This window comes from Nibribacter ruber (assembly GCF_009913235.1).
In the GTDB taxonomy this organism is placed as follows: Bacteria; Bacteroidota; Bacteroidia; order Cytophagales; family Hymenobacteraceae; genus Nibribacter; species Nibribacter ruber.
Map to the genome: position 1 here is coordinate 4063744 of NZ_CP047897.1, position 26176 is coordinate 4089919.

Here is a 26176-nt window from a genome sequence, read left to right on the forward strand (position 1 = left end):
CGCTATCTTACCCTTTTATTTTTTCTTAAATACGCCTTCGCCTCTTTTTCGGCATCAGATTTACCACCTGCCAGTTTGAGGACGGTCTCATAATAAGCTTTCGCCTGCCTTACGTTCTTCTCCTTGTCGCTCATTCTAGCCAAGTTCACAAAAGAGGCAATATAATACCCAGACTCCTGTTCACCACTCTGCTCAGCAAAGCTAATGCATTGTTTGTAATAGTCCTTGGCGGCCGCAAAGTCTTTGTATTTGTTCTGATAGATATAGCCCAGGTAAAAACTAGCATAGCGTCCGCTGATGGCTTCGTAGCCAAACGTCTTTTTCTTGACCTTTTCCAAAATGGCCAAGGAGGTGGATTCTACCGCCGGGAAGTTACCCTGGGTAAAGGCCATGCGGGCGAAAAACCGTTGGAAGTAGGGGTTGTCTGGATACGTAGCCGCTAGGTATTGCGCTAAGGACATGGCGGCGGCGTCATTCTTGGCATCGTTGGCATAGATCTTCATCAAGAAGAACTTAGACTCGGTGCCGGTATAGAAGCCGTTGAAGGCCACTTGTTGTAATTGACGCAGGCCTAGTGCTTTGTTGCCGTTCGGGAAGAAGAGGAGAACTGGCCGTAAAAGCTTGTAATTCTCCTTGATCCACACGGCATAATAATTGAACAAGCCTTCGCCAAAGAGAAATTCATCACTCAAGCCATTCGCCTTTCTACTTTTCTGCAAGTAATCCAACGCCCGGTTGCTCATGATGGCCGCCTTGCGCCAGTTCTTTCGCTCGGCTTGTAGCCGTGCGCCAAAGCCATTGGCCGCCGACAAGAAGAAAGCCGCCTCCAGATTGTTTTTGTCTGCATCGTAGAGGTTCTCTGCGTATGTGATAGTAGTATCCATATAGGCCATGAAGGTGGCGTCATAGCGGGTGTCCCTGATGTTAGAAGGTACCATTTTCCACCAGTTGCTCAAGCCCAGCAGGAAATAGGGCATGGGGTGCTTAGGGTACCGGCGTTTCAAGGACTTAAACTGCTTTTCAGCGGTCTCAAACTTGAAGTTGTACATGTTGTCTACCGCACCGCCCAGCTCGTTTTTAATGTCCTCATTCAGCAAAAGCCACCCTTTAATGTTCAAGGCCTGCGGAAGAACTTCCACGGAATCCAGAATAATTGACCGCTTCAAAGAGTCCAAGAGTTGCTGGTCGATCTGCTGTTGTTTAGTGGTGTCCTGAACTTGCGCAAAAGCTGTAGAAATACAGAAGAAGGGCAGTAGGAAGAAAAATATCTTTTTCATTCAATTTCTCGAAAACAGGCCAAAAACGGTTATATAGCCCGCCAAGGTAAAGGGTTTAGGGTAAGACGTATCAGCTCCCACAACAAGTACATGCTAAACTAGGTTTCATACCGAGGTATCAGCTAGAATGTTTTTGCCTTGTTTTGGTAAAAGTAGGCTAAAATTGACATTCTGCAGAGACATGTCCTGCTTAAAATACAATTCCTTGATTGGGCCTTCTTATATTTAAGCCATATTTCCCAATGTCAGCAAAGACCCTTGGCAATCTAGCCTGTGCATGGATAATTAAACAATCAATTATGAAACTACTCAAACAGCTCTGCCAGGTACATGCCCCATCGGGGAACGAGGTTCAAATGAAAGAATTCCTGTTGAACTATGTGAAAGAGAATCAAAAACATTGGAAGGTGCATCCTCAGGTTATCCACGGAAAAGGCTTTCAAGACTGCCTGTTGTTAGTGTTCGGGCAACCGCGCACCGTCATCTTCGCCCACATGGATTCCATCGGGTTTATGGTTCGGTACGGCAAGCAGTTAGTTAGAATTGGCGGTCCGGTAGCCGAGGACGGTTTTACCTTGGTAGGGGAGGACAACCAGGGAAAAATAGAGTGCACGCTAAGGATAGACGAAGAAGAGCGTCAACTAACCTATGAATTTGAGCGCGAAATAGAACGCGGCACCGAGCTGGTATTTAAGTGTGATTTCAGGGAGACCGAAGAAACCGTTCAGTCTTGCTACATGGACAACAGGTTGGGTGTCTGGAGTGCTTTACAGGTGGCCGAAACGCTGGAGAATGGCATTCTGGCCTTCGGGTGCTGGGAAGAGACCGGCGGCGGTTCTGTAGGCTACTTGGCCAAGTACATTCATGAGCAGTTTGGAGTGACGCAGGCGCTCGTCTCAGACATCACGTGGGTAACCGAAGGCGTGCAGGCCGGGAATGGAGTGGCAATCTCACTTCGGGATTCTTTGATTCCTCGCCGGAGCTATGTACAGAAGATTATCCAGATAGCCAAAGAAGCGCAGATTCCCTTCCAGGTGGAAGTGGAGGACGCTGGCGGTTCAGATGGTAAGGAACTGCAGTACGGCAACATCCCCTGGGATTGGTGCTTTATTGGTGCGCCAGAAGACTATGTACATTCACCAGATGAGATAGTTCACAAACGCGACATTCAGGCGATGGTAGATTTGTATAAGGTCTTGATGCAGAAACTATAATCCTGCGTGCATAGAGTATAGAGGATATTTGTTTTTTAGTAGAGAAACATTAGCTTGCACAACAGACATAACCAATGTCTGACGTCAAAGTTACCAGTATCACTGCTAATGATTTGATTTTACAAGCCGATTGATTGGTCTCCAGTTTTCCGTTTTTGGCCTGTTTCCTAGAAAACAGGCCAAAAACGGCGAAAGGCAACAAGAAGTCTTAGAAAGAGAATCCAGAGACAAGCACGGAGAAGAGGGGAGTTAGGCCATTGGCAGGGAAGAAACAGCTTACGCGTACGCTTACCATTACCTTTTACTAACACACAAACCAACCAATTCTCTATGCAGACCATTCTTTACGCGATTCCCGCTTTTGGCCTGCTGGCACTTTTGTACACCGCCGTGAAATCGGCGTGGGTGAGCAAGCAGGACGCCGGCCATGAGCACATGAGCACCATTGCCCGCTACATTGCTGAGGGCGCCATGGCCTTTCTCAAGGCCGAATACAAAGTCCTTACCTATTTTGTCATCATCGCCTCGCTCTTCCTGTTTTATCTGGGGTTTGCAAGTGAGAAATCTTCGCCATTAATTGTCTTGGCCTTCGTTATCGGGGCTTTCTTTTCGGCTTTGGCCGGATTTATAGGTATGCGAATTGCCACTAAAGCCAACGTGCGTACTGCCCAGGCGGCACGTACCAGCTTGTCCAAAGCGCTTGATGTATCATTTGGCGGCGGTGCCGTGATGGGCATGGGCGTGGCAGGTTTGGCGGTTCTGGGCTTAGGCTCCCTGTTCATTGCCTTCTATTACTACTTCGTGCAGCAACATGGGGCCGGAGCCAGCAGTGAGGAAATGGAACGCGCCTTAGAGGTGTTGACTGGTTTCTCTTTAGGTGCCGAAAGTATTGCCCTTTTTGCCCGCGTGGGCGGCGGTATTTACACCAAAGCCGCCGACGTAGGAGCTGACCTGGTAGGAAAAGTAGAAGCCGGCATCCCCGAAGATGACCCTAGAAACCCCGCTACCATCGCAGACAACGTAGGCGACAACGTGGGTGACGTGGCCGGAATGGGCGCCGACTTGTTCGGGTCTTATGTGGCCACCATTCTGGCTACTATGGTATTGGGCCGTGAGATAACCGTGACAGATGACTTCGGAGGTTTGTCTCCTATCATTCTTCCTATGCTGATTGCTGGTCTGGGAATCATCTTCTCCATGATTGGCACCTTGTTCGTGCGCGTAAAAGAAGGCGGAAGCGTGCAGGCGGCCTTGAACATGGGCAACTGGTCATCTGTGGCGCTAACTGCCATTGCTTCTTACTTTATAGTGGATTTTATGTTGCCAGAGCGTTTGAGCCTGCGCGGGTTTGAGTTCACCTCCAAGGACGTGTTCTATGCCATCATCATCGGGCTGATTGTAGGCACGCTTATTTCTCTTATTACTGAATATTACACGGCTATGGGCCGGAAGCCGGTGAATTCCATCGTGCAACAGTCCTCTACGGGCGCGGCTACCAATATTATTGCCGGTTTGAGCGTGGGGATGATGAGTACCTGCATGCCGATTATCGTGTTGGCGGCGGGTATTGTGTTCTCTTATGCCGTGGCGGGAATCTACGGCGTGGCGATTGCGGCGGCTGGCATGATGGCCACCACGGCCATGCAATTAGCCATTGACGCCTTCGGACCTATTGCCGACAACGCTGGTGGTATTGCAGAGATGAGTGAACTGCCCAAGGAAGTGCGCGAGCGCACCGATATTCTGGATGCCGTTGGAAACACCACTGCCGCTACCGGTAAAGGATTTGCCATTGCCTCTGCGGCCTTGACGTCCTTGGCCTTGTTTGCCGCATTCGTGGGAATCTCAGGCATCAGCACCATTGACTTGTACAAAGCGCCAGTGTTGGCTGGTCTGTTCATTGGTGGTATGATTCCATTTGTGTTCTCTGCTTTGGCTATCAGTGCGGTGGGTAGAGCGGCCATGGCCATGGTGCAGGAAGTGCGCCGTCAATTCAGAGAGATTCCGGGCATCATGGAAGGAACGGGCAAACCCGAATATGACAAATGCGTGGCCATTTCTACCAAAGCGGCTATCAGGGAAATGATGTTGCCAGGTGCTATTGCGCTCATCGTGCCTTTGATTGTAGGTTTTGGATTGCGCGGTGTTTTTGACGAAGTATCCAGCGCCGAGATTCTGGGCGGTGTTCTGGCAGGCGTTACAGTTTCTGGCGTGTTAATGGCCCTGTTCCAATCCAACGCAGGCGGTGCCTGGGATAACGCGAAGAAGTCGTTTGAGAAAGGCGTGATGATTAACGGTGTGATGGAATACAAAGGCTCAGACCCGCACAAAGCGTCTGTAACCGGCGACACCGTGGGTGACCCGTTCAAAGATACCTCTGGCCCGTCCATGAACATCTTGATCAAATTGATGTCCATCGTTTCTTTGGTGATTGCCCCGCACATCGCTGTGCGTGACACAGCCGCTCCGGCGCCTGAGAACCGCTTGGATGCCACCGAAACTACGGGTCAACTACATAAAGTAGATGCTGAGAAAACAATTGAATACAAAGCACCCGCTACTCCGGTAAAAGGCTAAGCCTCTGCCGGTCATAGTCCATATAAAAGCCCTTTTCTCTGGAAGAGGGCTTTTTGCTTTTATATTCAAGCGGTTTTCCCCATTTTTGAATTCGTCTTTCGTTACTGCAATGCTTCAACCCATCACCATCCACGATAAACAGTTCAGTCTTTACATACCCGAGCGCCGCATCCAGCACAGCGTAGAAGTGGTGGCCGCCCGAATTAGCCATGACTACCGGGGCAAACAGCCCTTGTTTCTGGCGGTGCTCAACGGTTCGTTCATGTTCGCCTCTGACCTCATGAAGGAGATGAGCATACCGTGTGAGATTTCTTTCATCAAGCTTTCTTCTTATGCAGACATGAAAAGCACGGGTAAGGTCAAAGAAATCATGGGCCTGAACCAGGAAATTGAAGGCCGTCATGTGGTAATAGTGGAGGATATTGTAGACACCGGAAACACCATTGCCGGTTTGTTGCCGCAGTTACGTGAGAAAGGCGTGGCATCGGTAGAAGTGGCTACTATGCTCATCAAGCCAGAGTGTCTGGAGCACAACCTTTCCATCAAGTATCCGGCCATCTCGGTACCGGGTGAGTTTGTGGTAGGCTACGGGCTAGATTACAACGGCTTGGGACGTAACCTTAGAGACATCTATAAAGTAATGTAGCGTCTAAAGCCTTCCGTTTTTGGCCTGTTTTCCAGAAATCAGTCCATAAACGCGAGCCCCCTGCCAGGAACTCTTCCTATAGTCCTGTGGTTTGCAAGATTTAATTCTTATTTTTGCTCTTTCTCTACCAATCAACACATGCTGAACATCGTACTATTTGGTCCTCCAGGTGCAGGCAAAGGCACACAAAGCCAGAAACTGATTGAAAAGTATCAGCTTATCCACCTGTCTACTGGTGATTTGCTGCGCTCTGAAATCGCGCAAGGAACCCAATTGGGTCTTCAGGCGAAGAAACTCATGGACGAGGGCCTTCTGGTGCCAGATGAAGTGGTGATTGGCATGATTGAAAGCAAAATTGCTGACAACCGGACTGCCGCTGGTTTTATCTTTGACGGCTTCCCACGTACCGTTCCTCAGGCCGAAGCGTTAGACCAGCTCTTGGAGAAATACGACCAAGGGATCAGCTGCATGATTGCTCTGCAAGTTGATGAGGAGGAACTGACAAAGCGTCTATTGCTACGCGGTAAGACCTCAGGCAGACCAGACGATGCTGATGAGACTCTAATCAGAAAGCGCGTGCAGGAATACAACACCAAAACCACTCCGGTGGCCGACTATTACGCCCAACAAGGCAAGTTCTATGCGGTAGACGGAATTGGCGAGATAGAAGAAATCTTCACTAAGAGTTGTGAAATTATAGAGGCTTGCCAAGTGGCTTAACCTCCTTTTAAAATAAACCTATTGTCTAAAAACCATCTGGTACTCCAATGCCAGATGGTTTTTATGTTATTAATCTGTTAGGAGTTAAGGTTGCCATAGACTGCTTAAGAGTAGTTTACAAAGTGCAAAGCGTCAAAAATCTTACATCTTTTGGCGCAACTCTTAATTTCTAATTTCTAATTTTTAATTAAAGAAATGTCGTCATCCAATTTCATCGACTACGTTAAAATATGTTGCCGTTCTGGGCACGGTGGCGCAGGCTCTGCCCACTTGCACCGGGACAAAAAGAACGCCAAAGGCGGGCCTGACGGGGGCGATGGTGGCCGTGGTGGTCATATCATCCTCAAAGGAAATTCTCAGCTTTGGACCTTGTTGCACTTGCAGTTCCAAAAACACGTGATTGCCAAGCCAGGCGGTTCTGGCGGGTCCAGCCATTCTACGGGTGCTAATGGTGATGATATCATCCTAGAGGTGCCCATTGGGACTATTGCCCGTGATGCAGAAACCGGCGAGATGAAAGCTGAAATCACGGAGCATGACCAAGAGATAATCATTACGCCCGGCGGAAGGGGAGGCCTGGGCAACGCCCACTTCAAGTCGCCTACCAACCAGACGCCGCGCCACGCCCAACCCGGCGAGCCCGGCTTAGAGGAATGGACCATTCTGGAGTTGAAATTGTTGGCAGACGTGGGTCTGGTAGGCTTCCCGAACGCCGGTAAGTCTACGTTGCTGTCTGTGGTATCGGCGGCTACGCCTAAAATTGCCAATTACCCGTTCACCACCTTGGTGCCTAACCTGGGCGTAGTGGCGTACCGCGACTACAAATCCTTCGTGATGGCAGACATCCCGGGGATTATTGAAGGCGCCTCTGAGGGTAAAGGATTGGGGATTAGGTTCTTGAAACACATTGAGCGCAATTCCATTCTGCTGTTCATGATATCTGCAGAAAGCCCAGACATAGCCGCCGAATACGAGGTATTGGTAAACGAATTGCGCACGTTTAACCCAGAACTCTTGCAGAAACAACGCCTTCTGGCCGTGACCAAGTCTGATTTGTTGGACGAGGAACTGGAAGCCGAAATGCGCGCCACTCTGCCCAAAGACCTTCCGGCCATTTTCATTTCCAGCATGACCAACAAGAACATCATGCAGTTGAAGGACATGATTTGGAAAGCCTTGCAAGAAGCATAACAAGCCTCACCCCCTAACCCCCTCTCCAGTTGAGAGGGGGAACTCACCATGCCGTTTTTAGCCTGATTTCCAGAAAACAGGCCAAAAACGCCGAAAGAGAAAAGTCCCTCTCCACGGGGGAGGGATTTAGGGTGGGGCTACTGCCAAGTCTTCGGCCCGAAACCAGACCTAATAGAGGAGAATTGTGTCAGAATGACAGAAGAACGGGTTTGGCAAAGTAGTTGCCTTTCCTTTGGCACCAAGAGAACACTAATTGATTAGAAAATATAATCTGTCAGGATAGATATGAGTAAAGCAACCGAACAACATCCTCAAGAACAAGAAAATATACAACCAGAACACCATGAAGGCCTTGAGGCTCCCACTCCAGAGCACGAGGAAGAGCAGATTGGTGAAACAGAAGGACCGACGGCAGAAGACAAAGGCGTCTCTGAGTTGGATGAACTGAAAGATAAGTTCCTGCGTCTGCAGGCCGAGTTTGACAACTTCAGACGCCGCACTTCTAAGGAGCGCCTGGAGCTGTTCAAGACTGCTAACCAAGAGCTAATGGTTGCCTTGATTCCGGTGCTGGATGATTTGGAGCGTGCCCAGGCTGCCATGAAAGATGCCCAGGACGTGAACGCGGTACGGGAAGGTGTAGAACTTATTTTCGCCAAATTCTTAGGGCTGCTCCAGCAGAAGGGCTTAAAGCCAATGGACGCCGTTGGGCAGCCGTTTGACGCCGATATTCATGAGGCCATCACCCAGATTCCGGCGCCCAATGAAGACATGAAAGGAAAAGTTATTGACCAGGTGGAGAAAGGCTATTACCTCAATGAGAAGGTAGTTCGCTTTGCGAAAGTGGTGATAGGAGCATAAGAAGCCATGGCAACTAAGAGAGATTATTATGAAGTGCTAGGCGTCTCTAAGGGGGCCGCGCAGGATGAAATCAAGAAGGCGTACCGCAAGATTGCCATCAAGTTTCACCCTGACAAAAACCCAGACGACCCTACCGCCGAGGACAAGTTCAAAGAGGCCGCAGAAGCCTATGAGGTCCTGAGCGATGAGCAGAAACGCCAGCGCTATGACCAATTCGGGCATCAGGGCATGAACGGCGGCTTCGGTGGTGGCGGCGGTGGCATGAACATGGAGGACATCTTCTCCCAGTTCGGTGACATCTTCGGTGGCGGCGGTGGAGGCGGCTTTGAAAGCTTCTTCGGCGGCGGACAGCGTGGCGGCAAGAGAATGCGCAAAGGCAGTAACCTGCGCATCAAGCTTAAGCTGAACCTGGAAGAAGTAGCCAAAGGCGTTGAGAAGAAAATCAAAGTAAAACGCTACGAAGCCTGTAATACCTGTGATGGTAACGGTTCTAAAAACGGAACCGCCTTACAGACTTGCGGTACCTGCCAAGGCCAGGGCCAGGTGAAACGCGTTGTGAACACCATGCTGGGTCAGATGGTGTCTGCGTCTACTTGTCCTACTTGTCACGGTGAGGGCAAGATGGTCAGCCAGAAGTGCGATGTGTGCCACGGCGAAGGTCGTCAGTTGCGTGAAGAGGTTATCTCTATCAACGTACCGGCGGGTGTAGCAGACGGCATGCAACTCTCAATGAGCGGCAAAGGTAACGTGCCAGAGCGTGGCGGTATCCCGGGTGACTTACTGATTCAGATTGAAGAAGAAGAGCATCCAACCCTGCGCCGTGACGGCAACAACGTCATGTTTGAGCAATACGTGAGCATTGTAGACGCTACCTTGGGCACCAGCCTGGAAGTACCAACCATTGAAGGCAAAGTGAAGATTAAGATTGACCCAGGCACGCAGTCGGGTAAAATTCTTAGATTGCGCGGCAAAGGTATTCCAGAGGTGAACGGCTATGGCAAAGGTGACCAGTTGATTCACATCAATGTCTGGACGCCAAAAAACGTGAACGCCGAGGAACGCCAGATTCTAGAGAAACTACGTGACTCTCAGAACTTCGCGCCAAACCCAGGCAAGAACGAGAAAGGCTTCTTCGAGAAAATGAAGGAGTACTTTCAATAGGTAGTCGCGAGTCTTGAGTCGCGAGTTCTGAGTTTAGATAGACATATCTAACGGCTGCTTTCCATTTGGAGAGTGGCCGTTGTCGTTTTCGGGCTATTTTCTGGGAATCAGGCCAAAAACCCACTCGCTTGCCTCTGGCAAGTGTGAGCAACGGCTGGCCTCTGGCCGACTAAAGATAAAACCCATGATTCACTAGCGGCGAGACGCCGCATGCTCCTCACACTCGCCAGAGGCGAGCGAGGGAATGCAACAGTCCTGTCCTCAAGTAAAAAGCCATTTATAAAGTTTTTCAAGGACACATCACCTGTATAGCCTTACTCTGTATATCACGCAAATCTCGTTTTGGGCTTAAATTCTGGAAATCAGGCTAAAAACAGTGTGGATTCGCTTTGCACCATGCCTTGCTTTGAAGTAGCTTAGCATATTGGATTTAAACCACTTTGCATTGCAACCAATTCTACAAATAAAAGGCGTCAGCAAGCAGTATGAAGCCCACAGAGCCCTCAATAACGTTTCCTTTGACGTGCCCACGGGAAGCATCTTCGGGTTGCTGGGGCCTAACGGGGCGGGCAAGACCTCGCTCATCAGAATCATTACTCAGATTACCGCCGCTGATGAAGGCCAAGTGCTATTAGACGGTGAGCCATTACGACCTGAGCACATTCAGCAAGTAGGCTATTTACCTGAGGAGCGTGGCCTTTACAAAAAGATGAAGGTAGGCGAGCAGTTAATCTACTTAGCCAGGCTCCGGGGCCTGACCAAAGCCGATGCCACCGCCAAAATCAAAACCTGGGCAGACCGCCTGAATCTGCGAGAGTGGCTCAACAAAAACGTGGAGGACCTCTCTAAAGGAATGCAACAGAAGGTGCAGTTCATTGCCACTGTCTTGCATGAGCCCAAGCTGTTGATTTTGGATGAACCGTTTTCGGGCTTCGACCCAGTCAACGCCAACATCATCCGGGATGAAATCCTGAAGCTGAAGGAACAGGGCTGTACCATCATTTTCTCTACCCACCGCATGGAATCTGTAGAGCAGTTGTGTGACCACATTGCGCTCATCCATAAGTCTGAGAAGGTGCTAGACGGAAGCCTGAAATCCATCAAAGCCGATTACAAGAACCATCTTTACACGCTAGAGGGCGAAGGCAAACTTCTCATCACCTCGCCAGATTTCAAAGTCATTCAGCAACAGCAGGAGGGCAATCATTTCAAGGCCGAGGTGCAGTTGGAACCCAACATCAGCCCGAATGACTTGCTAAGATATTTATTAGACCGCGTGGAGGTACATTGCTTTCAGGAGAAGGTGCCCAGCATTCATGATATTTTCATTAAAACCGTAACAGAGGAGGTACACCATGGGTAAGATTTGGTTGATTTTTCAGCGCGAGTACCTGGTGCGGGTAAGAAAGAAAAGCTTCATTGTCATGACCATCCTAGGGCCTCTGCTCATGGCCATGGTGATGGTGATACCCATTTGGCTGGCAACCATGTCAGATGACGCCAAAGTGATTCAGGTGCTGGATGAGAGCGGCATTCTGGCAAGTAAGTTAAAGTCTACCGAGGAGATTAAGTTTGTCACCGTGGGCGGCCCAGTGCAGAAAGCCAAAGACGAGTACCTGAAAACCGAGGACGCGGCCTTGCTGTATATTCCGCAACTGAACTTAGACAAGCCGCAGGGTATTCAGCTGTTCTCGCAGAAAAGCGCCAGCATTTCTCTGGCCTCTAAACTGGAGCGCCAAGTACAAAAAGAGGTGGAGGCCATCAAATTCTCTAAGTCGGGCATTGACCAGAAAGTGCTGGACCAGATTAAGACCGATGTCAACATCAGCACCATTAACCTAAGCGCCGAGGGTGAGAAAAGCAGTAACGTGGGCGTGAACTCGGGGGCAGGCTTCTTTGGGGCGTTCCTGATTTACCTGTTTATCTTCATCTACGGCGCCCAGATTATGCGCGGCGTCATTGAGGAGAAAACCAGCCGAATTTTGGAGGTAATGGTGTCCTCAGTGAAGCCTTTCCAATTGATGGCCGGTAAGATTATGGGCATTGCGGCCGTGGGGCTCACGCAGTTCCTGCTCTGGATTATCCTGACTACTACCATCACCTCGGTGGTGTCCTCGCAGTTTGAGCTGGACCGTTTCTCGCAGGCTAACATTGGGCAGACCATGCAACAGATGGAAACCGAGAAGGACGCGACTCAAGCGCAGGAGGTGTCTGAAGTTTTGGGTGCCCTGGACAACCTCAACGTGCCCTTGCTGGTAGGGTGCTTCCTGTTCTACTTTTTAGGTGGCTATTTGCTGTATGGTGCCTTGTTCGGGGCGGTGGGCGCGGCCGTAGACTCAGAAACCGACAGTCAGCAGTTCATGCTTCCCATCACCATCCCGCTCATTTTATCCTTTATAGTGGCCCAGACCATCATCATCAAAAACCCGAACGGCGCCGTGGCTTTCTGGATGTCCATGATACCTTTCACTTCCCCGGTGGTCATGATGTTGCGCCTTCCGTTTGGCGTACCGGGCTGGGAACTGGCCTTGTCTATGCTGTTGCTCATCTTCGGGTTTATTGGAACCACCTGGGTAGCCGCCCGCATTTACCGCGTAGGTATTTTGATGTACGGCAAAAAAGTCAACTATAGAGAACTCTCTAAGTGGCTGTTCTATAAGGGGTAATTTTTGCGAGTAATGATTAACGATGCTAGTTTAAACGCATTTGGATTATGGAAGAATTCTCAATCAAAGGCGAGAACGGCAATTACTTGAAAATCACATTTCAAGAGATATTTGGGTTCCCAGAAAAAACTTGCCATTGGGGCGGATATGAATTAAGAGCCACTCTTGAAATTAAATCAGGTGATTTTACTGCAAAATCAAGTCTTTATACATCAACTGGTGAAATCTACGAGTTTTATACGATGCTTAGAGACTGCAATGAAAGGCTTTCAGGTTTAGCTAGTTTGGAGAACTTTGAAGGAGAACTGAAGCTGTCCATTCAATTTACGAATCTAGGGCAAGTTAATGTCTCAGGAAGCCTTTCTAAGGTGGATGCACTGCACAATGAATTGAATTTTGAATTGAATTCCGACCAATCCTACATTACTGGAACTATCGATGAGCTTAAAAAGATTGTTGCCAAGTATGGAGGTATGAGTGGGCTTAAGAGTTAGTCTAAACTGATTTTAGTATAAAATTCTATTGGTTTTCATTAGTGTCATTTTTGTCTTGTTTTCATGAAATCAGGCCAAAAACGACACTATTAAAATTCCTCTTCCTGCATTTGAAATAAGCATTTGTTTTCAGATTGACTATGAAAAAACTGCTGTCACTATTAATGGCCACTTTGTTTCTAATGTCTTTTAAGACAGACAAGCCGGCCTATAGATTATTCACTGGTAAAGGTAAGGCGGTGACGTATCAGAAGATGCTGAAGGAGCTGGCTAAGGCAGACGTGGTCTTCTTCGGGGAACAACACAATGACCCCATTGCCCACTGGCTACAACTGGAACTAGCCCAAGACCTGCACTTACTTCATAAAGGCAACTTGGTCATAGGCGCCGAAATGTGGGAAACTGACACCCAATCCGCGGTAGATTCCTTTTTGCTGGACCAACTGGATGAACCTGTCTTTGTAGAGAGAAGTCGCGCCTGGCCCAACTTCGCCACCGACTATAAACCTATTCTTGCCTTCGCGAAGGAGCATCAAATCAAAGTGATTGCCACCAATGCCCCTCGCAGGTTAGCCCGAATGGTAGCCAGAGAAGGACTGAAAGGCTTGGATGCTCAACCACAGACAGAGAAACAGTGGTTGGCGTTGTTGCCGCTCACGGTAGACATGGAATTGCCAAGCTACAAGAAAATGCGCGGCATGTTTGGCGATGCGCACGGTGCCTCTGCCTCGGCTAGCCAGATTATTGAAGCCCAAGCCCTGAAAGACGCGACTATGGCCCAGTCCATTCACCAGAACATCAAGCAAGGCCAGCGCTTTCTGCACCTCAATGGCTCGTATCACTCAGACCACCACGAGGGCATTCTCTGGTATTTGAAACGACTTCGGCCGGAGTTAAAGGTGATGACCATTTCCACTGTATCGCAAGGACAGTTGGATAAGCTGGAGAAAGAACATCTATCCAGAGCTGACATTGTTTTAGCTGTGCCAGCTACTATGACGAAAACCTATTAAGGTGCTAATGATTTAATGAGCTGATGTGCTAATTTTTTGATTTGAAAATGTGAAAACGAAGTCAAGTTGTCGTTTTTAGCCTGTTTTCTGGAAATCAGGATAAAAATGATTTTAAAAAAGTGATTCACTCGCTCGCGTCCCGCGAGTGTGAGCTACGAATGGCGTCCCGGCGCTTGTATAGCTGTTCTGATAATTTAAAGAAACAGCCAGAGGCTGATTGTTCCCCACACTCGCGGGACGCGAGCGAGTGCTTAAAGTTTTTGTTTTTGGCCTGATTCCCAGAAAACAGCCCAAAAACAAAAGGCCTGCTCTTAAAGCAGGCCTTTTGGCTATAAAAGAAAGGAGTGTTATGCAGAGAAAGAGCTTCCGCAACCGCAGGTGCTTTTGGCTTGGGGGTTGTTGAAGACAAATCCGCGGGCGTTCAAGCCGTCCTGGAAGTCTACCTCCATGCCCAGCACATACATAGCGTGCTTCTTGTCCATAATCAACTGAACACCGTCCAGCTGGAAAATCTCATCGGCGTCTTTGGGCTTGTCAAAACCCAGCAAGTACGACATGCCTGAGCAACCGCCGCCTTGTACCCCAATCCGAAGGCCGTATTCGGCCGGAACGTTCTTATCTTTCAAAATCACTTTCACCTCTGCCAGTGCGCGTTCGGTGAGTGAAATAGGAGCTGTTTTTACAGTTGTGCTTTCCATAGTAAATTGGCTTATGCGTGGCAAAGGTACTAAAAACTAGGCTGTTTTTATAAATCAACGCTATACTATAAGTAACCTGAAAACCCGTAAAATGATTCAGTAAAACGTTCTTCGTTTTTTAACGATATTTACAACCTAAACCTTCGCCAAACCTATGACCTTAGATACCTCCACCTTGCTGTTAATCCTCGCCCTAAGCCTCATTCCAGCCTTGTTAGTGGGCGGCGGCATGTACCTGCTCACCCAGCGGTACATGGAGCGCGACTACCGCAAACGCCTTTTGGAGATTCGCCTGAAGAACAGCGACGTCATCCTGCCCATCAGACTGCAGGCCTATGAGCGCGTGATTCTGTTTTTAGAGCGCATCACGCCTAGCAACTTACTTATCAGAGTAAGCCCGTCGGGCATGACCGCCCCCGAATTTCAGGCCCAGTTGTCCCAAGAAATTAGAGCCGAATACACCCACAACCTGTCCCAGCAACTGTACATGAGCGAAGCGGCTTGGCAACAGGTGAAGAAGGCCAAGGAAGACGTGGTGACCATGATTAACCAGAATTACCAGACCCTACCAGAAAACAGCCGCGGCACCGACCTAGCCAAACGCGTCTTGGAAAATGTCCTGCACAATGACATTGACCCCACCGCCCAAGCCCTTCAGTTCCTGAAAAGAGAACTGCACGAGATTTTCTAATTCTCGGGCTCCCCCAGATGAAAAAGAACTATTGGCTTATGGCCGCGCTGCTTTTTTTAGCCTCTGCCTGTGAGTCTCATAAAAAGACAGAAAGTGTACCCGTTCTCGCAGTGGCGCAACATGAGGCACATATGACAGAGACTTCGCATGAAGTAGATTTATTGAAGTTGTTCTCTCCTTACATCAAAGGTGTCTGGGTAAAGGCAGATTATATAGCAGAAGTAAGAAAGACGAAATCACCATTAGCGGCATTTGCTAAGGTGGGAGAGATAAGCACCGTGCTTATTGACCCGAGTAAAGCAGTAGGCGATAGCTTAGAGGTGGGCTTCAGTCTTGGTAATCATGAAGGCGGCAGTTTCCAACTTCTTTTTAGGCCCGGAAGCCGCCAGAAATTTCTTCAAACCAACTATCCTGATTATGAGCATACTGGCCAGGCCAAGGAATTAGGGTTTCAGGTGGTTGGGAAGGATACTTTCCTGCTTATTGAAACCCTTAATAAGAATAAAGAACTGCTTAGGTCAGATAAGTATGTGAAAGCTTTTACTAGTCAAAGTGAAGAAGATGATGCATCCAGTGGACTTGACTACTTGGTTCGGAAAAATCTTATAGCAGGTACCTATGGTTACAGAGATATAAAGGGCAAAAGCATGAAAGTTGATTTTACCTCATCAGGCGGAGTAAAAGGCTTTCCCGGCTTTAAAAGTTATACCGTGATTACTGACTTTGCAGTGGCCATTGAAAACAACCTAGATGTCCTCATTTTCAATTACGATGAAGAGAATCAAAAGAGCTTTGCCTACACCATTAAAGCTGACACTTTACATCTGTTTGATTATTATCTTGGAAAAGACAGCCTGCATCTAGTAGAAGGAGCCTTAAAATACAAGCTTATCAGAATTGCTAAGTGATTCAACTGTTTACAAGTCCTTCATCATTTTCAAGGAGTACATCATAGGCAGTTTCTCGTCCATGCCTTTAATACGCCAATAGCCGTCATTGCCTTGCTCCATGTTGGCGAAGCAGTTGTAATAGGAGTAAGGCAGTTCTTTAAACTCCACCAATTGCAGCCTCTGTTGAAGTAGAGCGGTCATTACTTCACTTAAGGCGTGGTTCCAGGAATATTCGGTGTACTGGATAGGCGCGTCCCTGTCGGTGTAAGTACCGGTAGACTCTTCAATAATGGGGCCGCCGGTGTTAAAGTAGGGGTATTGAATGTGGCTGAAGTTATTGTCAAACATCCAAATGGCCGGATGAAATTCTGCTATGAAAAACGTCCCGCCGGGCTTCAGGAAATGATTAACCACTTCTGCCCACTTGTCTAAATTTGGAAGCCAGCCAATGGTGCCGTAAGAGGTGAACACGATGTCATACTCGCCTTGCAGGTGTTGCGGCAGGTCATATACGTTACAGCAGACAAACTCGGCATCTAAGCCAAGTTCTTGGTTTAACTGCTCCGCCAATTCAATCGCCGCATCTGACAAATCTACCCCCGTAGCCTTCGCGCCCAACCTGGCCCAAGAAAGGGTGTCTTGCCCGAAATGGCATTGCAAATGCAGAAGTTTCTTGCCGGTTACATCGCCCAAAGCCTCTAGCTCCAGCGCATTCAGACTGCTCTTACCCTGCTTAAAAGCTTCCAAATCATAGAATGCAGAGTCTTTGTGGACACCCGTTCTCAGGTTCCAGGCGTGTTTGTTCTGGGTGATGTAGTCTGGTTGGGTTTCCATGGCGTTTTTGGCTTATTTTGGTGAAAATAGACAAAAAACGGAAAATGAAGATGCTTCTCACAATTGTCATCCTGAAAGGACTTAGTGGGCGAATGAGATGATCGTTTGAACAAGTGCCATTACAATTAAACACAGATTTCCCTTTGTAGAGACAACGGCACTGCCTTGTCTCCCGCGTATTCCTATCTTTTCATTCATTCACCTTCTAGCATAAACACCCCTCTGCGCTCCCCTCAAGGGGAGAATCTGCGCTTATGCTTGGGCCTATCTAGTTCGCTACCAAGGTCCTTTCAGGATGACAGAGAAGGAAAGGTTCTAGGATTAATTGACTATGATTAGAATGGGTCATTCATGATTTTAAAAAGTCTAATATCTAAATACTAGCTTCTAACATCTATTCTCAAAAAGGAAAAGACAGCTGGCCGCTTTGCTGTTGGCCGTAGCTCAGGTTAGATACCGTGATTCCCAGAAGTCGAATGGGTTTGGCCGGAAAGGCAGGGGAGTGTAACAGTTCGGCGGCGATGTCTAAGATCACGTCTTCGGTGCGGACGTTGGAGAAGAAGGTCTTACTGCGGGTGTTCAAAGTAAAGTCTTGGTACTTGAGTTTGAGCGTGACGGTTTTGCCAGAGGCTTCCAGGCGGTGCAGGTCATAGGCCACTTCCTCGGCAATACGTCTAAGTTCAGGGAGCATCTCTTCCTCGGTTTCCAAATCCTGGCCAAAGGTGCGTTCAGAGCCAATGCTTTTCCGAATGCGGTTGGGCTCTACCAGACGGTCATCCTGGGCGCGGGCAATCTGATAAAAGTAGGAGCCTGATTTACCGAAGTGCCTCCGCAAATCGGCCTCAGATCTTGCCTTTAAGTCGGCTCCGGTATGAATACCCAATTGTTTCATTTTGGCCGCGGTCACATCGCCAATGCCGTAAAATTTCTCAATGGGCAGGGCTTCTACAAAGGCCTCGGCCTCATCTGGCATGATGACCGTGATGCCGTCTGGTTTGTTGGTGCCAGAGGCTACCTTGGCCAGAAACTTATTAAACGACACGCCCGCCGAAGCCGTCAGTCTGGTCTCCTGCTGAATCTCCTGCTTAATGCGCAAGGCAATGTACATGGCAGACTTCAGCCCGAATTTATTCTCGGTCACATCCAGATAGGCCTCGTCCAGAGAAAGCGGTTCTACCAAATCTGTGTAGCGCAGAAAAATCTCGCGTATCTGCCTAGAGACTTGCTGGTACACCTCAAACCGCGTGGGCACCATGATCAAGGTAGGACACTTTCTAAAGGCAATGGAACTGGGCATGGCAGAATATACCCCAAACTGCCGTGCCTCATAACTGGCCGCCGCCACCACACCCCGGGCCTTAGTGCCGCCTACTGCCACCGGCTTTCCGCGCAGCGCTGGGTTGTCCCGTTGCTCTACAGAGGCATAGAAAGCGTCCATGTCTATATGGATGATTTTGCGCACGCAGTCTTAATAATTGGGGTAAGGGAATACAGTGAGTAGCCAACCTGATCTGAAAATTTTCTTATAGAAAAACAGATTATACCATATTTCCAGAACCAGACGTTATGCCACACGTACTTACTGCGAATTTAACTCACTTATTCTACACCGTCTGCGAAAGACTACGTAATCCTGTTATTTTTGCACCAGAACATTCTTAATCCCTTTCACTATGAAGATCAAATCTTTACTTTCCTTGGTAGTTTGCGGCGTGGCCAGCCAGTTCATGATTGGCTGTAGCTCAGGCCAGTATTTTGACTATACGGTTGCCTCTAAGCCTGCCTATACCAAAGTAGCCCCCCAAGAAAACCTGATCACGGTGGCTCAAACCGAAGAAACCAGCCAGCCAGCAACGGCTCCTGTTGCGCCGGTAGCGCCCGCGCTGGAGGCCAGTGCCGCCACCGCCACTAGAAGCGCATCGGTGGCCCGTACTGCTCCCCTGACCACTGCCGCCGTTGAAAGAGCCGCTGCCTCCAACACCACTGCCAATGCTTTGGCCAGTGAAATGGCCGCCGCTAAGAGCGCCAAAGAGGTGAAGGCCGTTGTCAAGAAAATGAAGCGCGAAGCCAAAGAGTCTAAAAGACGTCTGGCCCTGAATCAATACGTGAAAATTGGTTTGATCTTATTGATTGCCGGTTTGCTGTTTAGTGCCGTAGTATCTGGTCCGGTGGGCGCCATTGTAGCCATTGTCGGCTTGGTGTTCATCTTGCTGGGTGTGCTGGAGATGTAGACCGTTTTCTCATTTGATAAAAACAGAAAAGCCCCGCTCTTGAGCGGGGCTTTTCTGTTTTTGGGCTGTTTTAGCCAAAATAGGCCAAAAAAGAATGAACGGCAGAAGATAGAATTACAGAAACGTAGAGTCTGAAATCTTGCTGCTTGTCTCTAAAAATTAGTTGCTGTTGTCATACACGCCACTCTTCAAGCCGGGAGCTCCGCCCGGAGCGGCACCGGGTTCGGTAGAAAGGCCCATCTTCTTTTCGCGCTGCTGTTGGTATTTTAAGAACTGCGGCTGGGTCATTTGCTCCTTGAGGGCCATCAGGCGGGTGTTGCTAATCTGGTCCATCATGGTCTTCAGCTTTCTAGGATCGCCTTTCAGGTCTTTCCTGGCTTGTTCCATCTGCTGGATGGCACGCAGGTTGATTTCCTCAATCTTCACTACCTGGGCACCGGTCAAACCCAAATGCTGACGCATGGAACTGGTCATGGCCTTGGCGCGGGCCTCCGGGGTGGTAGGAGTTGCAGTTTGCGCCGAGGCAGTATAAGAAGCTACCACTAAGGCGGCCAGTAAAAACAGTTTCTTCATTTGGTGTATCGTTTTAAGAAGTCTAGGGCAAAGGTTGTTAGATAGTATGTCAAAGCCGAAGCCTTGCTAAATAGTTCCGGTTCTGGAGTAGCCAAAGGTACAAAAACCAAGCCATTTTTGAGCGTCAAACCAAGGCAATTGTGAGGTGTATAGACTGTGGTTTGTTCTAATTAAGCCTTATCTTTGAAGTCTGTACAGCACGCAAAACGCCTGCTTTATTGAGTATTTGAATCATTTGTATTCCCCATGTCAGAAATCCATTTCAAGAAGATTGCGGCTGAGCTGCAAGTGAGTGTGCGCCAGGTAGAAGCCACCGTCCAGCTGTTGGACGAAGGAGCCACGGTGCCCTTCGTGGCCCGTTACCGCAAAGAGGTGACTGGTAGTTTAGACGAAGTGGCCATCGCCTCCATCCGGGACCGCATAGAGCAGTTGAGAGAACTGGACAAGCGCCGCGAAAGCATTCTCAAGTCCCTCAGAGACCAGGAGAAACTCACACCAGAACTAGAAGCCCAGGTCCTGGCCGCCGATACCATGGCCGTGCTGGAAGATATTTACCTGCCCTACAAACCCAAGCGCCGTACGCGTGCCACCATCGCCCGTGAGAAAGGCCTGGAGCCGCTGGCTACTTTGTTATTTGAGCAAGCCAACGTGGACGTGACCGCAGAGGCCGCCGGTTATGTAAGCGAAGAAAAAGAAGTGAAGTCCACGGAGGAAGCCTTAGCCGGTGCCCGTGACATCATAGCCGAATGGGTAAACGAAAACCCAGAAGCCCGCGCCAACATAAGGACGCTGTTTGAGAAGAAAGGCGTGTTCAAGGCGCGTGTCATGCCAGGCAAAGAAGAAGAAGGCCAGAAGTTCAAAGACTACTTTGAGTGGGACGAACCCATTGAGAAAGCCCCAAGCCACCGTATTCTGGCCATGCGTCGCGGCGAAAAAGAAAACATTCTCATGCTAGACGCTCAACCCGAGGAAGAAGCTGCTATCAATATCTTAGAAGACCAGTTCGTGAAAGGCCACAATGCCGCCGCCGAGCAGGTGAAACTGGCTATTAGAGAAAGTTATAAGCGCATGCTGCGTTTGAGCATGGAAACCGAGGTGCGCATGTCTTCCAAGAAGCGCGCCGATGAAGAAGCTATTAGAGTCTTTGCGGATAACCTTCGTCCCATGCTCTTGTCTGCGCCGCTGGGCCAGAAACGCGTGTTGGCCATTGACCCCGGCTTTAGAACCGGTTGTAAAGTAGTTGCCCTGGATGAGCAAGGCAAACTGTTGCATTATGAGGCCATCTTCCCGCACAACGGCGCCGGACAAGCCACCACGGCCGGTCACCAGGTTATGGCCATGTGCGCCAAATACCAGATTGAAGCCATCGCCATTGGCAACGGAACCGCCAGCCGCGAGACCGAGACCTTCGTGCAAAAACTAGGCTTACCCAAGGAGATTGCCGTGGTGATGGTGAACGAAAGCGGTGCCTCCATTTATTCGGCCTCAGACGTAGCCCGTGAGGAATTTCCAGACCAGGACATCACCGTACGGGGCGCGGTTTCCATCGGTCGCAGACTCATGGACCCTTTGGCCGAACTGGTAAAACTAGACCCTAAATCTATTGGCGTAGGCCAGTACCAGCACGATGTTGACCAGAATGCCTTAAAGCACAGTCTGGACGATGTGGTGATGAGCTGCGTGAACGCCGTTGGCGTGGAAGTGAACACCGCCAGCAAGCAACTCTTAACTTATGTATCTGGTTTAGGCCCGCAATTGGCACAGAACATTGTAGACTACCGCAACCAGAACGGACCGTTCAAAACCCGTAATGAACTGCGTAAAGTAGCCCGTTTGGGAGACAAAGCCTTTGAGCAGGCCGCTGGTTTCTTGCGCATCCGGGGCGGTAAGCACCCATTGGACGGCAGTGCGGTTCACCCAGAGCGTTACGCCTTGGTAGAGCAAATGGCCAAAGACGTAAATGCCACGGTAGAAGATTTGTTGAAGAACGCCGAGCTGCGCAAGCAGATTGATTTGAAGAAGTACGTCTCTGACACCGTAGGTCTGCCTACGTTGCAGGATATTTTGAGCGAACTTTCCAAACCCGGCCGTGACCCGCGCGAAAGCTATGAGGCGTTCAGCTTCACAGAAGGGGTGAACGAAATCAAAGACCTGCGTACTGGCATGAAACTTCCGGGCATCATCACCAACATCACCGCCTTTGGCGCGTTTGTAGACATTGGGGTGCATCAGGACGGATTGGTACACGTGAGCCACTTGTCAGACCGCTTTGTGAGCAACCCGCATGACGTGGTAAAAGTGGGCCAGAAAGTGGAAGTGACCGTGCTGGAGGTAGAAGAAAGCCGCAAGCGCATTGCCCTTTCCATGAAAGGTGATCCGCAGGCCGCACGCCCAACTGGTGGGGCCGGAAAACCCAGAGCCGCCGCCCGCAAAGAGGAGCCTGCCCAGGAAGAAGACATGGCCACCAAGTTGAACAAACTCAAGAACATGTTCCGGTAAACCAAAAGCCCCGCCATCAAAGCGGGGCTTTTTTATGCCAGTACCAACATATTTATTATTATTGTAAACAGAGTGCAATCTTTTTATTGCTTCCTTACAAAACTATTGGCCTGTAAACAGGTACTAAGTGGGTGAGAGAGTCCGCTCTGCCAATTCTGGCGGGGTATTGCACCTTATAACTGCCACATGGAAGAACCTTTAGCAACGTATACCATAGACACCAACGGCGCCAGACGGGTCCTGACCCTGCATTGGCACGGGTTTGTGTCTAGTGAGGTATACCGCGAGGGCATGTTGGAGGCACTGAAAACATCCAGGCAGGGAGCCTATATCTGCTGGATCATGGACACCAAGGACATGAAAGTGATTCGGCAGATGGACCAGGAATGGACCGTAGCCACGTGGTTTCCGCAGTTTCAGTTATTGGGTGTACAGAAGTTTGCCATTGTGGTTTCAGATGACATTTTCAACCAGATGGCCATCAGTAGCATGATTGCCAAGATTAGGCCCCACATTCAAGCCACGGTGGAGTACTTTCAAACCCTGCAGGAAGCGGTGAACTGGGTGCAAGATCCTCAAGGCCTCTCAACCGACGATTTTGGCCTGTTTTCCATAAAATAAGCCAAAAACAAATTCACGTGCATGAACATCCGTAAAAAAGTAAAAGCAATTCTTCCCTTGGAGGGAGGCCGGTTTGCAGCCTTGGGCGTTTTTGTGAAAGCAGCTGAACAAGCCCAATGGACAGAGGCAGAAATACAATCCGTGATTGACGAAGTAATAGAAGCCGACGAGCAAGAGGCCCTGTCCATCCTGCAATCCTACATTACCCACTAACCACTGGTGCTATGCCCTTGAACCCCAAACTGGAAGCTAAACTAAGCAAAGTGCTGGAGCCCAACGCCACGGTGCAGGACAGTTTTTCGGGGAAGGATTTGACCATCATCACAGATGCCAACGGCCATGCCAAAACTCTCTTTATTGGCAAGCGCAATCCAGATGGCAGCATCCAGGGCGAGCGCTACGTGCGCCGCTTGGTCTTGGAAGCCGATGGCAAAACCGTCAAAAGCAGCCACTGGGAAGCCAAAGGCAAAGTCTCCCGTGAGTGAGTGAGTGAGTGAGTGAGTGAGTGAGTGAGTGAGTGAGTGAGTGAGTTTTTGGGCTGTTTTCCTGAAAAGAAGCCAAAATCGCCCTTGGTGCCCGCGCCTTCCGGAAGATTTCCCATCCCGTTTCAAAATTCCCAACTCTTTCCAGGTTTAGGTACGTACTTGCACAGAAACCTGTGCGCCTATGAAAATCCTGGTCATTGAAGACGAGCCAGACATGCTGGAAAATATGGTGCGTTCCCTAGAGCAGGAGCGCTACGTGGTGGAGTCTGCCCAAACCTATGACCAGGCCCTAGAAAAACTGGGCGTCTACGCGTATGACTGCATTCTGCTGGACATCATGCTGCCCGGCGGAAGCGGCCTGGACCTACTGGAAGAACTCCAAAAACAGCAGAAGTCAGACAGTGTCATCATCGTGTCAGCGAAGAACTCCCTAGAGGACAAAGTGCTGGGCCTGGAACTGGGCGCCGATGATTACCTGGCCAAGCCGTTCCATCTGGCAGAACTGCACGCCCGCGTAAAATCTGTATTAAGAAGGAGGAAGTTTGAAGGCCAGAACCAGCAGCAGCTGGAAAATCTGCAGATAGACCTGGACAAGCGCCAGGCCTGGGTAAATGAGGAGGAACTGGCCCTCAACCGGAAGGAATATGACATTCTGCTGTACCTGGTTTCCAACAAAGACCGGTTGGTGAGCAAAACTGCGCTGGCAGAACACGTCTGGGGCGACAGCATTGACCAGGCAGACAACTTTGAATTCATCTATTCCCAGATCAAGAACCTGCGCAAGAAACTGAAGGACGCCGGTGCCTCGGTAGAAATTCAGGCTATCTATGGCATCGGGTATAAACTGGTCACCTCCTCATGAAACTGCTCAACCACGTCACGGCCTACTTCGCTGCTATTCTTTTAGTGGTGTTAACCGCGTGGGCTACCATTTTCTATTATAACATGCTGGATGAAATCTATGACAGCATTGATGACGGCCTGGAGAACCAGAAAATCCTGGTCATGCAGAAAGCGCGGCAGGACAGCACCGTGCTGCAACAGAAAGACTTTGATGAAGGCTATTACAAGATAAGACCCATTGCACCTGCCCTTGGCCATCAATACAAAGACCGGTACCAAGACACGCTCATGTACATGCAGAATGAGAAGGACTATGAACCGGTCAGGCTCTTGACCACTGTTTTTCAGCAAGGCGGGCAGTACTATGAAATGCGCCTGATCACGTCTATGGTGGAGGAAGATGACCTCATTGAAGACTTGCTGTATTCTCTGCTGTGGCTGTACCTGGGTTTGCTGGCTACTTTACTGTTGCTGAATAACATCCTGCTCAAGCGCATCTGGAAACCATTTTACACCCTGGTCCATCGTCTGAGGAAATTTAAGCTGGACGGCGCTCAGCCTTTCACCTCGCCCAAATCAAAAATTGAAGAGTTTGCCTTGCTGGGCCAGACTGTAGAAAAGCTATTGCAGAAGAACCTGGCCGTGTACCAAAGTCAGAAAATCTTTATTGAGAACGCCTCGCATGAGTTGCAGACTCCGCTGGCCATTTCTCTGAACAAGCTGGAACTGCTGGCAGAAAGCCCCAACCTGCAGGAAAAGGAACTGGAGCAGATTGGCGGCATCTTGCAGAACCTGGAGCGCCTCACGCGCCTCAACAAGTCCCTGTTGCTGCTCTCCAAGATTGAAAACCGCCAGTTCCCAGAGGAGCAGGTACTACAGCTCAACGCCACCGTAAAGACTGTTCTGCAGGATTTTGAAGACCAGATAGCCTACAAAAAGATCACCCTTACCCAGGAGCTAGACGATCACTGCTCACTCACAATGAACCCAGACCTGGCCAATATGCTGGTGGTGAACCTGGTCAAGAACGCGCTGGTGCACAACGTACAGGGCGGGTTTATTGCCGTACGCCTCACGGGGTCTACCTTGACCATTGAAAACTCGGGGCAGGCGGCGGGCTTAGACGCAGACCAACTATTCCAGCGGTTTTACAAAGGCAGTTCTGCTAACACCTCCACCGGTTTGGGCCTGGCCATTGTCAAAGCCATCTGTGATCTGTATGGTTTTACTATTAACTATGAGCATACTCAAAGCCACGTCCTTCAGGTGAAATTTAAATAAGTGGCTTCATCCGTTTTTGGCTTGTTTTCCAGGAAATAGACCAAAAACGGATGAGCTTAATCTGTCTTTTCCATCTTTGCCTCTACCTGAAAAAATCATATGTTTTTTCTTGAATCAGGGGGAAATTCCCAATTGTTTCCTGTTTTGCCTTAGACCTTTGAGTCATTCATCATGTATAACTAATGAAAATGACTATGAAAGCTCTTTGGATAACCGTATTGGCCGTAGGCACTTCTTTAACCGGCTGCAGCCAGAAAATAAGCATGGCCAATATGCCCTCGGTAGTGCAGAACGGCCTTAAAACCCAATTCCCCAACGCCGTGAACCTGGAGTGGGAGAAGAACGGTGACATGTTTGAAGCCGAGTTTGACTTTACCCAGCAGGAGTACGCCGCCTTGGTAGACGCCACCGGCAAAGTAGTAGCCGTCAAACAAGAGATAGACGCCACGCAATTGCCCGAGCCCATCCTGCAACAGATAAAAACCAGCCACCAGGACTATACCCTGGATGACGTTGAAAAAGTAGAACGCGACGGCCAGGTGCTGTACCAGGTAGAGTTGCAGAAGACCATGCGGGAAGTAAAGCAAGTCTACACCTCTGCAGGCGCTTCTTCCTCAGAGACTTTCTGGGACTAAGCCCTAAAGTGGCACTCTCCGTTTTTGGTCTGTTTTCTGGAAAAGAGGCCAAAAACGGAGAGCTTTCCTCTTCTGTCA

26 protein-coding genes are annotated in these 26176 nt (G+C 49.4%); 21 read left to right on the forward strand and 5 right to left on the reverse strand.

Annotation, left to right across the window (positions count from 1 at the left end; all coding sequences use genetic code 11):
• Window positions 1-2 precede the first annotated feature (2 nt).
• Window positions 3-1277: a tetratricopeptide repeat protein gene (locus GU926_RS17125; RefSeq protein ID WP_160694039.1), complete on the reverse strand. Its 1275-nt coding sequence runs from the start codon at window positions 1275-1277 to the stop codon at window positions 3-5.
• 299 nt (window positions 1278-1576) lie between these two features.
• Between GU926_RS17125 and GU926_RS17130 the strand changes: the two genes are divergently transcribed.
• The 11 genes from GU926_RS17130 to GU926_RS17180 all read left to right on the forward strand — a co-directional run bounded on the left by GU926_RS17130 (window position 1577) and on the right by GU926_RS17180 (window position 13817).
• Window positions 1577-2491: an aminopeptidase gene (locus tag GU926_RS17130; protein WP_160694041.1), complete on the forward strand. Its 915-nt coding sequence runs from the start codon at window positions 1577-1579 to the stop codon at window positions 2489-2491.
• 330 nt (window positions 2492-2821) lie between these two features.
• Window positions 2822-5068, forward strand: coding sequence for a sodium-translocating pyrophosphatase (locus GU926_RS17135; RefSeq protein ID WP_160694043.1), 2247 nt, complete (start codon window positions 2822-2824; stop codon window positions 5066-5068).
• 109 nt (window positions 5069-5177) lie between these two features.
• Entirely contained in the window at window positions 5178-5714 is a 537-nt protein-coding gene (gene hpt, locus GU926_RS17140) for a hypoxanthine phosphoribosyltransferase (protein ID WP_160694045.1), read from the forward strand.
• A 138-nt stretch (window positions 5715-5852) separates the two neighbouring features.
• Complete coding sequence (locus tag GU926_RS17145; RefSeq protein WP_160694047.1) at window positions 5853-6434, forward strand: adenylate kinase; 582 nt, start codon at window positions 5853-5855, stop codon at window positions 6432-6434.
• A gap of 195 nt (window positions 6435-6629) precedes the next feature.
• Window positions 6630-7625, forward strand: a complete 996-nt coding sequence (gene obgE / locus GU926_RS17150; protein ID WP_160694049.1) for a GTPase ObgE — start codon at window positions 6630-6632, stop codon at window positions 7623-7625.
• A gap of 285 nt (window positions 7626-7910) precedes the next feature.
• A complete protein-coding gene (locus tag GU926_RS17155) occupies window positions 7911-8483 on the forward strand; it encodes a nucleotide exchange factor GrpE (RefSeq protein WP_160694051.1) in 573 nt (190 codons plus the stop codon).
• Between the two features lie 6 nt (window positions 8484-8489).
• The gene (gene dnaJ / locus GU926_RS17160; protein WP_160694054.1) at window positions 8490-9644 is read left to right on the forward strand and encodes a molecular chaperone DnaJ; all 1155 of its coding nucleotides are present in this window, start codon (window positions 8490-8492) and stop codon (window positions 9642-9644) included.
• Window positions 9645-10089: 445 nt separating this feature from the next.
• Complete coding sequence (locus GU926_RS17165; RefSeq protein ID WP_160694056.1) at window positions 10090-11007, forward strand: ABC transporter ATP-binding protein; 918 nt, start codon at window positions 10090-10092, stop codon at window positions 11005-11007.
• Window positions 11000-12310, forward strand: coding sequence for an ABC transporter permease (locus GU926_RS17170; protein ID WP_160694058.1), 1311 nt, complete (start codon window positions 11000-11002; stop codon window positions 12308-12310). The genes GU926_RS17165 and GU926_RS17170 overlap by 8 nt, the downstream gene beginning before the upstream one ends.
• Window positions 12311-12357: 47 nt before the next feature.
• Window positions 12358-12804, forward strand: coding sequence for a WapI family immunity protein (locus tag GU926_RS17175; protein ID WP_160694060.1), 447 nt, complete (start codon window positions 12358-12360; stop codon window positions 12802-12804).
• 140 nt (window positions 12805-12944) lie between these two features.
• On the forward strand, window positions 12945-13817 hold the full coding sequence (locus GU926_RS17180) for a ChaN family lipoprotein (protein WP_160694062.1): 873 nt from the start codon (window positions 12945-12947) through the stop codon (window positions 13815-13817).
• 347 nt (window positions 13818-14164) lie between these two features.
• Here the strand turns inward: GU926_RS17180 and GU926_RS17185 are convergent, their stop codons facing one another.
• Complete coding sequence (locus tag GU926_RS17185; protein ID WP_066509309.1) at window positions 14165-14515, reverse strand: HesB/IscA family protein; 351 nt, start codon at window positions 14513-14515, stop codon at window positions 14165-14167.
• A 154-nt stretch (window positions 14516-14669) separates the two neighbouring features.
• Here GU926_RS17185 and GU926_RS17190 point away from each other — a divergent pair, with 154 nt between their 5' ends.
• Both GU926_RS17190 and GU926_RS17195 read left to right on the forward strand, forming a co-directional pair.
• Complete coding sequence (locus GU926_RS17190; RefSeq protein ID WP_160694064.1) at window positions 14670-15206, forward strand: DUF7935 family protein; 537 nt, start codon at window positions 14670-14672, stop codon at window positions 15204-15206.
• A 17-nt stretch (window positions 15207-15223) separates the two neighbouring features.
• Window positions 15224-16114, forward strand: a complete 891-nt coding sequence (locus GU926_RS17195) for a hypothetical protein (protein ID WP_160694066.1) — start codon at window positions 15224-15226, stop codon at window positions 16112-16114.
• 9 nt (window positions 16115-16123) lie between these two features.
• On the opposite strand, the gene GU926_RS17200 is transcribed toward GU926_RS17195, so the two are convergent.
• Both GU926_RS17200 and dinB read right to left on the reverse strand, forming a co-directional pair.
• Entirely contained in the window at window positions 16124-16930 is an 807-nt protein-coding gene (locus GU926_RS17200; RefSeq protein WP_160694068.1) for a class I SAM-dependent methyltransferase, read from the reverse strand.
• 400 nt (window positions 16931-17330) lie between these two features.
• Window positions 17331-18392 (reverse strand): DNA polymerase IV, encoded by a 1062-nt coding sequence (dinB, locus tag GU926_RS17205; RefSeq protein ID WP_160694070.1) that lies wholly within the window; start codon window positions 18390-18392, stop codon window positions 17331-17333.
• A gap of 211 nt (window positions 18393-18603) precedes the next feature.
• Here dinB and GU926_RS17210 point away from each other — a divergent pair, with 211 nt between their 5' ends.
• The gene (locus GU926_RS17210; RefSeq protein WP_160694072.1) at window positions 18604-19161 is read left to right on the forward strand and encodes a hypothetical protein; all 558 of its coding nucleotides are present in this window, start codon (window positions 18604-18606) and stop codon (window positions 19159-19161) included.
• A gap of 159 nt (window positions 19162-19320) precedes the next feature.
• Here GU926_RS17210 and GU926_RS17215 read toward each other — a convergent pair whose 3' ends face one another.
• On the reverse strand, window positions 19321-19734 hold the full coding sequence (locus tag GU926_RS17215) for a hypothetical protein (RefSeq protein WP_160694074.1): 414 nt from the start codon (window positions 19732-19734) through the stop codon (window positions 19321-19323).
• A 246-nt stretch (window positions 19735-19980) separates the two neighbouring features.
• Between GU926_RS17215 and GU926_RS17220 the strand changes: the two genes are divergently transcribed.
• The 7 genes from GU926_RS17220 (at window position 19981) to GU926_RS17250 (ending at window position 26098) form a co-directional block, all read left to right on the forward strand.
• Entirely contained in the window at window positions 19981-22233 is a 2253-nt protein-coding gene (locus tag GU926_RS17220) for a Tex family protein (protein ID WP_160694076.1), read from the forward strand.
• Window positions 22234-22419: 186 nt separating this feature from the next.
• Window positions 22420-22854 (forward strand): STAS/SEC14 domain-containing protein, encoded by a 435-nt coding sequence (locus GU926_RS17225; protein WP_160694078.1) that lies wholly within the window; start codon window positions 22420-22422, stop codon window positions 22852-22854.
• Window positions 22855-22875: 21 nt separating this feature from the next.
• Window positions 22876-23067, forward strand: coding sequence for a hypothetical protein (locus GU926_RS17230; RefSeq protein WP_160694080.1), 192 nt, complete (start codon window positions 22876-22878; stop codon window positions 23065-23067).
• Between the two features lie 11 nt (window positions 23068-23078).
• Window positions 23079-23339, forward strand: coding sequence for a hypothetical protein (locus tag GU926_RS17235; protein WP_160694082.1), 261 nt, complete (start codon window positions 23079-23081; stop codon window positions 23337-23339).
• A gap of 181 nt (window positions 23340-23520) precedes the next feature.
• Window positions 23521-24201 (forward strand): response regulator transcription factor, encoded by a 681-nt coding sequence (locus GU926_RS17240; RefSeq protein WP_160694085.1) that lies wholly within the window; start codon window positions 23521-23523, stop codon window positions 24199-24201.
• Complete coding sequence (locus GU926_RS17245; protein WP_160694087.1) at window positions 24198-25463, forward strand: sensor histidine kinase; 1266 nt, start codon at window positions 24198-24200, stop codon at window positions 25461-25463. The genes GU926_RS17240 and GU926_RS17245 overlap by 4 nt, the downstream gene beginning before the upstream one ends.
• Window positions 25464-25651: 188 nt before the next feature.
• Window positions 25652-26098, forward strand: coding sequence for a PepSY-like domain-containing protein (locus GU926_RS17250; RefSeq protein ID WP_160694089.1), 447 nt, complete (start codon window positions 25652-25654; stop codon window positions 26096-26098).
• Window positions 26099-26176: the final 78 nt, after the last annotated feature.

Excerpts from the sequence above, each read along its gene's own strand:
- GU926_RS17125 (WP_160694039.1), bottom strand. The coding sequence starts at position 1,277 with ATGAAAAAGATATTTTTCTTCCTACTGCCCTTCTTCTGTATTTCTACA.
- GU926_RS17130 (WP_160694041.1), top strand. The coding sequence starts at position 1,577 with ATGAAACTACTCAAACAGCTCTGCCAGGTACATGCCCCATCGGGGAAC.
- GU926_RS17135 (WP_160694043.1), top strand. The coding sequence starts at position 2,822 with ATGCAGACCATTCTTTACGCGATTCCCGCTTTTGGCCTGCTGGCACTT.
- hpt (WP_160694045.1), top strand. The coding sequence starts at position 5,178 with ATGCTTCAACCCATCACCATCCACGATAAACAGTTCAGTCTTTACATA.
- GU926_RS17145 (WP_160694047.1), top strand. The coding sequence starts at position 5,853 with ATGCTGAACATCGTACTATTTGGTCCTCCAGGTGCAGGCAAAGGCACA.
- obgE (WP_160694049.1), top strand. The coding sequence starts at position 6,630 with ATGTCGTCATCCAATTTCATCGACTACGTTAAAATATGTTGCCGTTCT.
- GU926_RS17155 (WP_160694051.1), top strand. The coding sequence starts at position 7,911 with ATGAGTAAAGCAACCGAACAACATCCTCAAGAACAAGAAAATATACAA.
- dnaJ (WP_160694054.1), top strand. The coding sequence starts at position 8,490 with ATGGCAACTAAGAGAGATTATTATGAAGTGCTAGGCGTCTCTAAGGGG.
- GU926_RS17170 (WP_160694058.1), top strand. The coding sequence starts at position 11,000 with ATGGGTAAGATTTGGTTGATTTTTCAGCGCGAGTACCTGGTGCGGGTA.
- GU926_RS17175 (WP_160694060.1), top strand. The coding sequence starts at position 12,358 with ATGGAAGAATTCTCAATCAAAGGCGAGAACGGCAATTACTTGAAAATC.
- GU926_RS17180 (WP_160694062.1), top strand. The coding sequence starts at position 12,945 with ATGAAAAAACTGCTGTCACTATTAATGGCCACTTTGTTTCTAATGTCT.
- GU926_RS17185 (WP_066509309.1), bottom strand. The coding sequence starts at position 14,515 with ATGGAAAGCACAACTGTAAAAACAGCTCCTATTTCACTCACCGAACGC.
- GU926_RS17190 (WP_160694064.1), top strand. The coding sequence starts at position 14,670 with ATGACCTTAGATACCTCCACCTTGCTGTTAATCCTCGCCCTAAGCCTC.
- GU926_RS17195 (WP_160694066.1), top strand. The coding sequence starts at position 15,224 with ATGAAAAAGAACTATTGGCTTATGGCCGCGCTGCTTTTTTTAGCCTCT.
- GU926_RS17200 (WP_160694068.1), bottom strand. The coding sequence starts at position 16,930 with ATGGAAACCCAACCAGACTACATCACCCAGAACAAACACGCCTGGAAC.
- GU926_RS17210 (WP_160694072.1), top strand. The coding sequence starts at position 18,604 with ATGAAGATCAAATCTTTACTTTCCTTGGTAGTTTGCGGCGTGGCCAGC.
- GU926_RS17215 (WP_160694074.1), bottom strand. The coding sequence starts at position 19,734 with ATGAAGAAACTGTTTTTACTGGCCGCCTTAGTGGTAGCTTCTTATACT.
- GU926_RS17220 (WP_160694076.1), top strand. The coding sequence starts at position 19,981 with ATGTCAGAAATCCATTTCAAGAAGATTGCGGCTGAGCTGCAAGTGAGT.
- GU926_RS17225 (WP_160694078.1), top strand. The coding sequence starts at position 22,420 with ATGGAAGAACCTTTAGCAACGTATACCATAGACACCAACGGCGCCAGA.
- GU926_RS17230 (WP_160694080.1), top strand. The coding sequence starts at position 22,876 with ATGAACATCCGTAAAAAAGTAAAAGCAATTCTTCCCTTGGAGGGAGGC.
- GU926_RS17235 (WP_160694082.1), top strand. The coding sequence starts at position 23,079 with ATGCCCTTGAACCCCAAACTGGAAGCTAAACTAAGCAAAGTGCTGGAG.
- GU926_RS17240 (WP_160694085.1), top strand. The coding sequence starts at position 23,521 with ATGAAAATCCTGGTCATTGAAGACGAGCCAGACATGCTGGAAAATATG.
- GU926_RS17245 (WP_160694087.1), top strand. The coding sequence starts at position 24,198 with ATGAAACTGCTCAACCACGTCACGGCCTACTTCGCTGCTATTCTTTTA.
- GU926_RS17250 (WP_160694089.1), top strand. The coding sequence starts at position 25,652 with ATGACTATGAAAGCTCTTTGGATAACCGTATTGGCCGTAGGCACTTCT.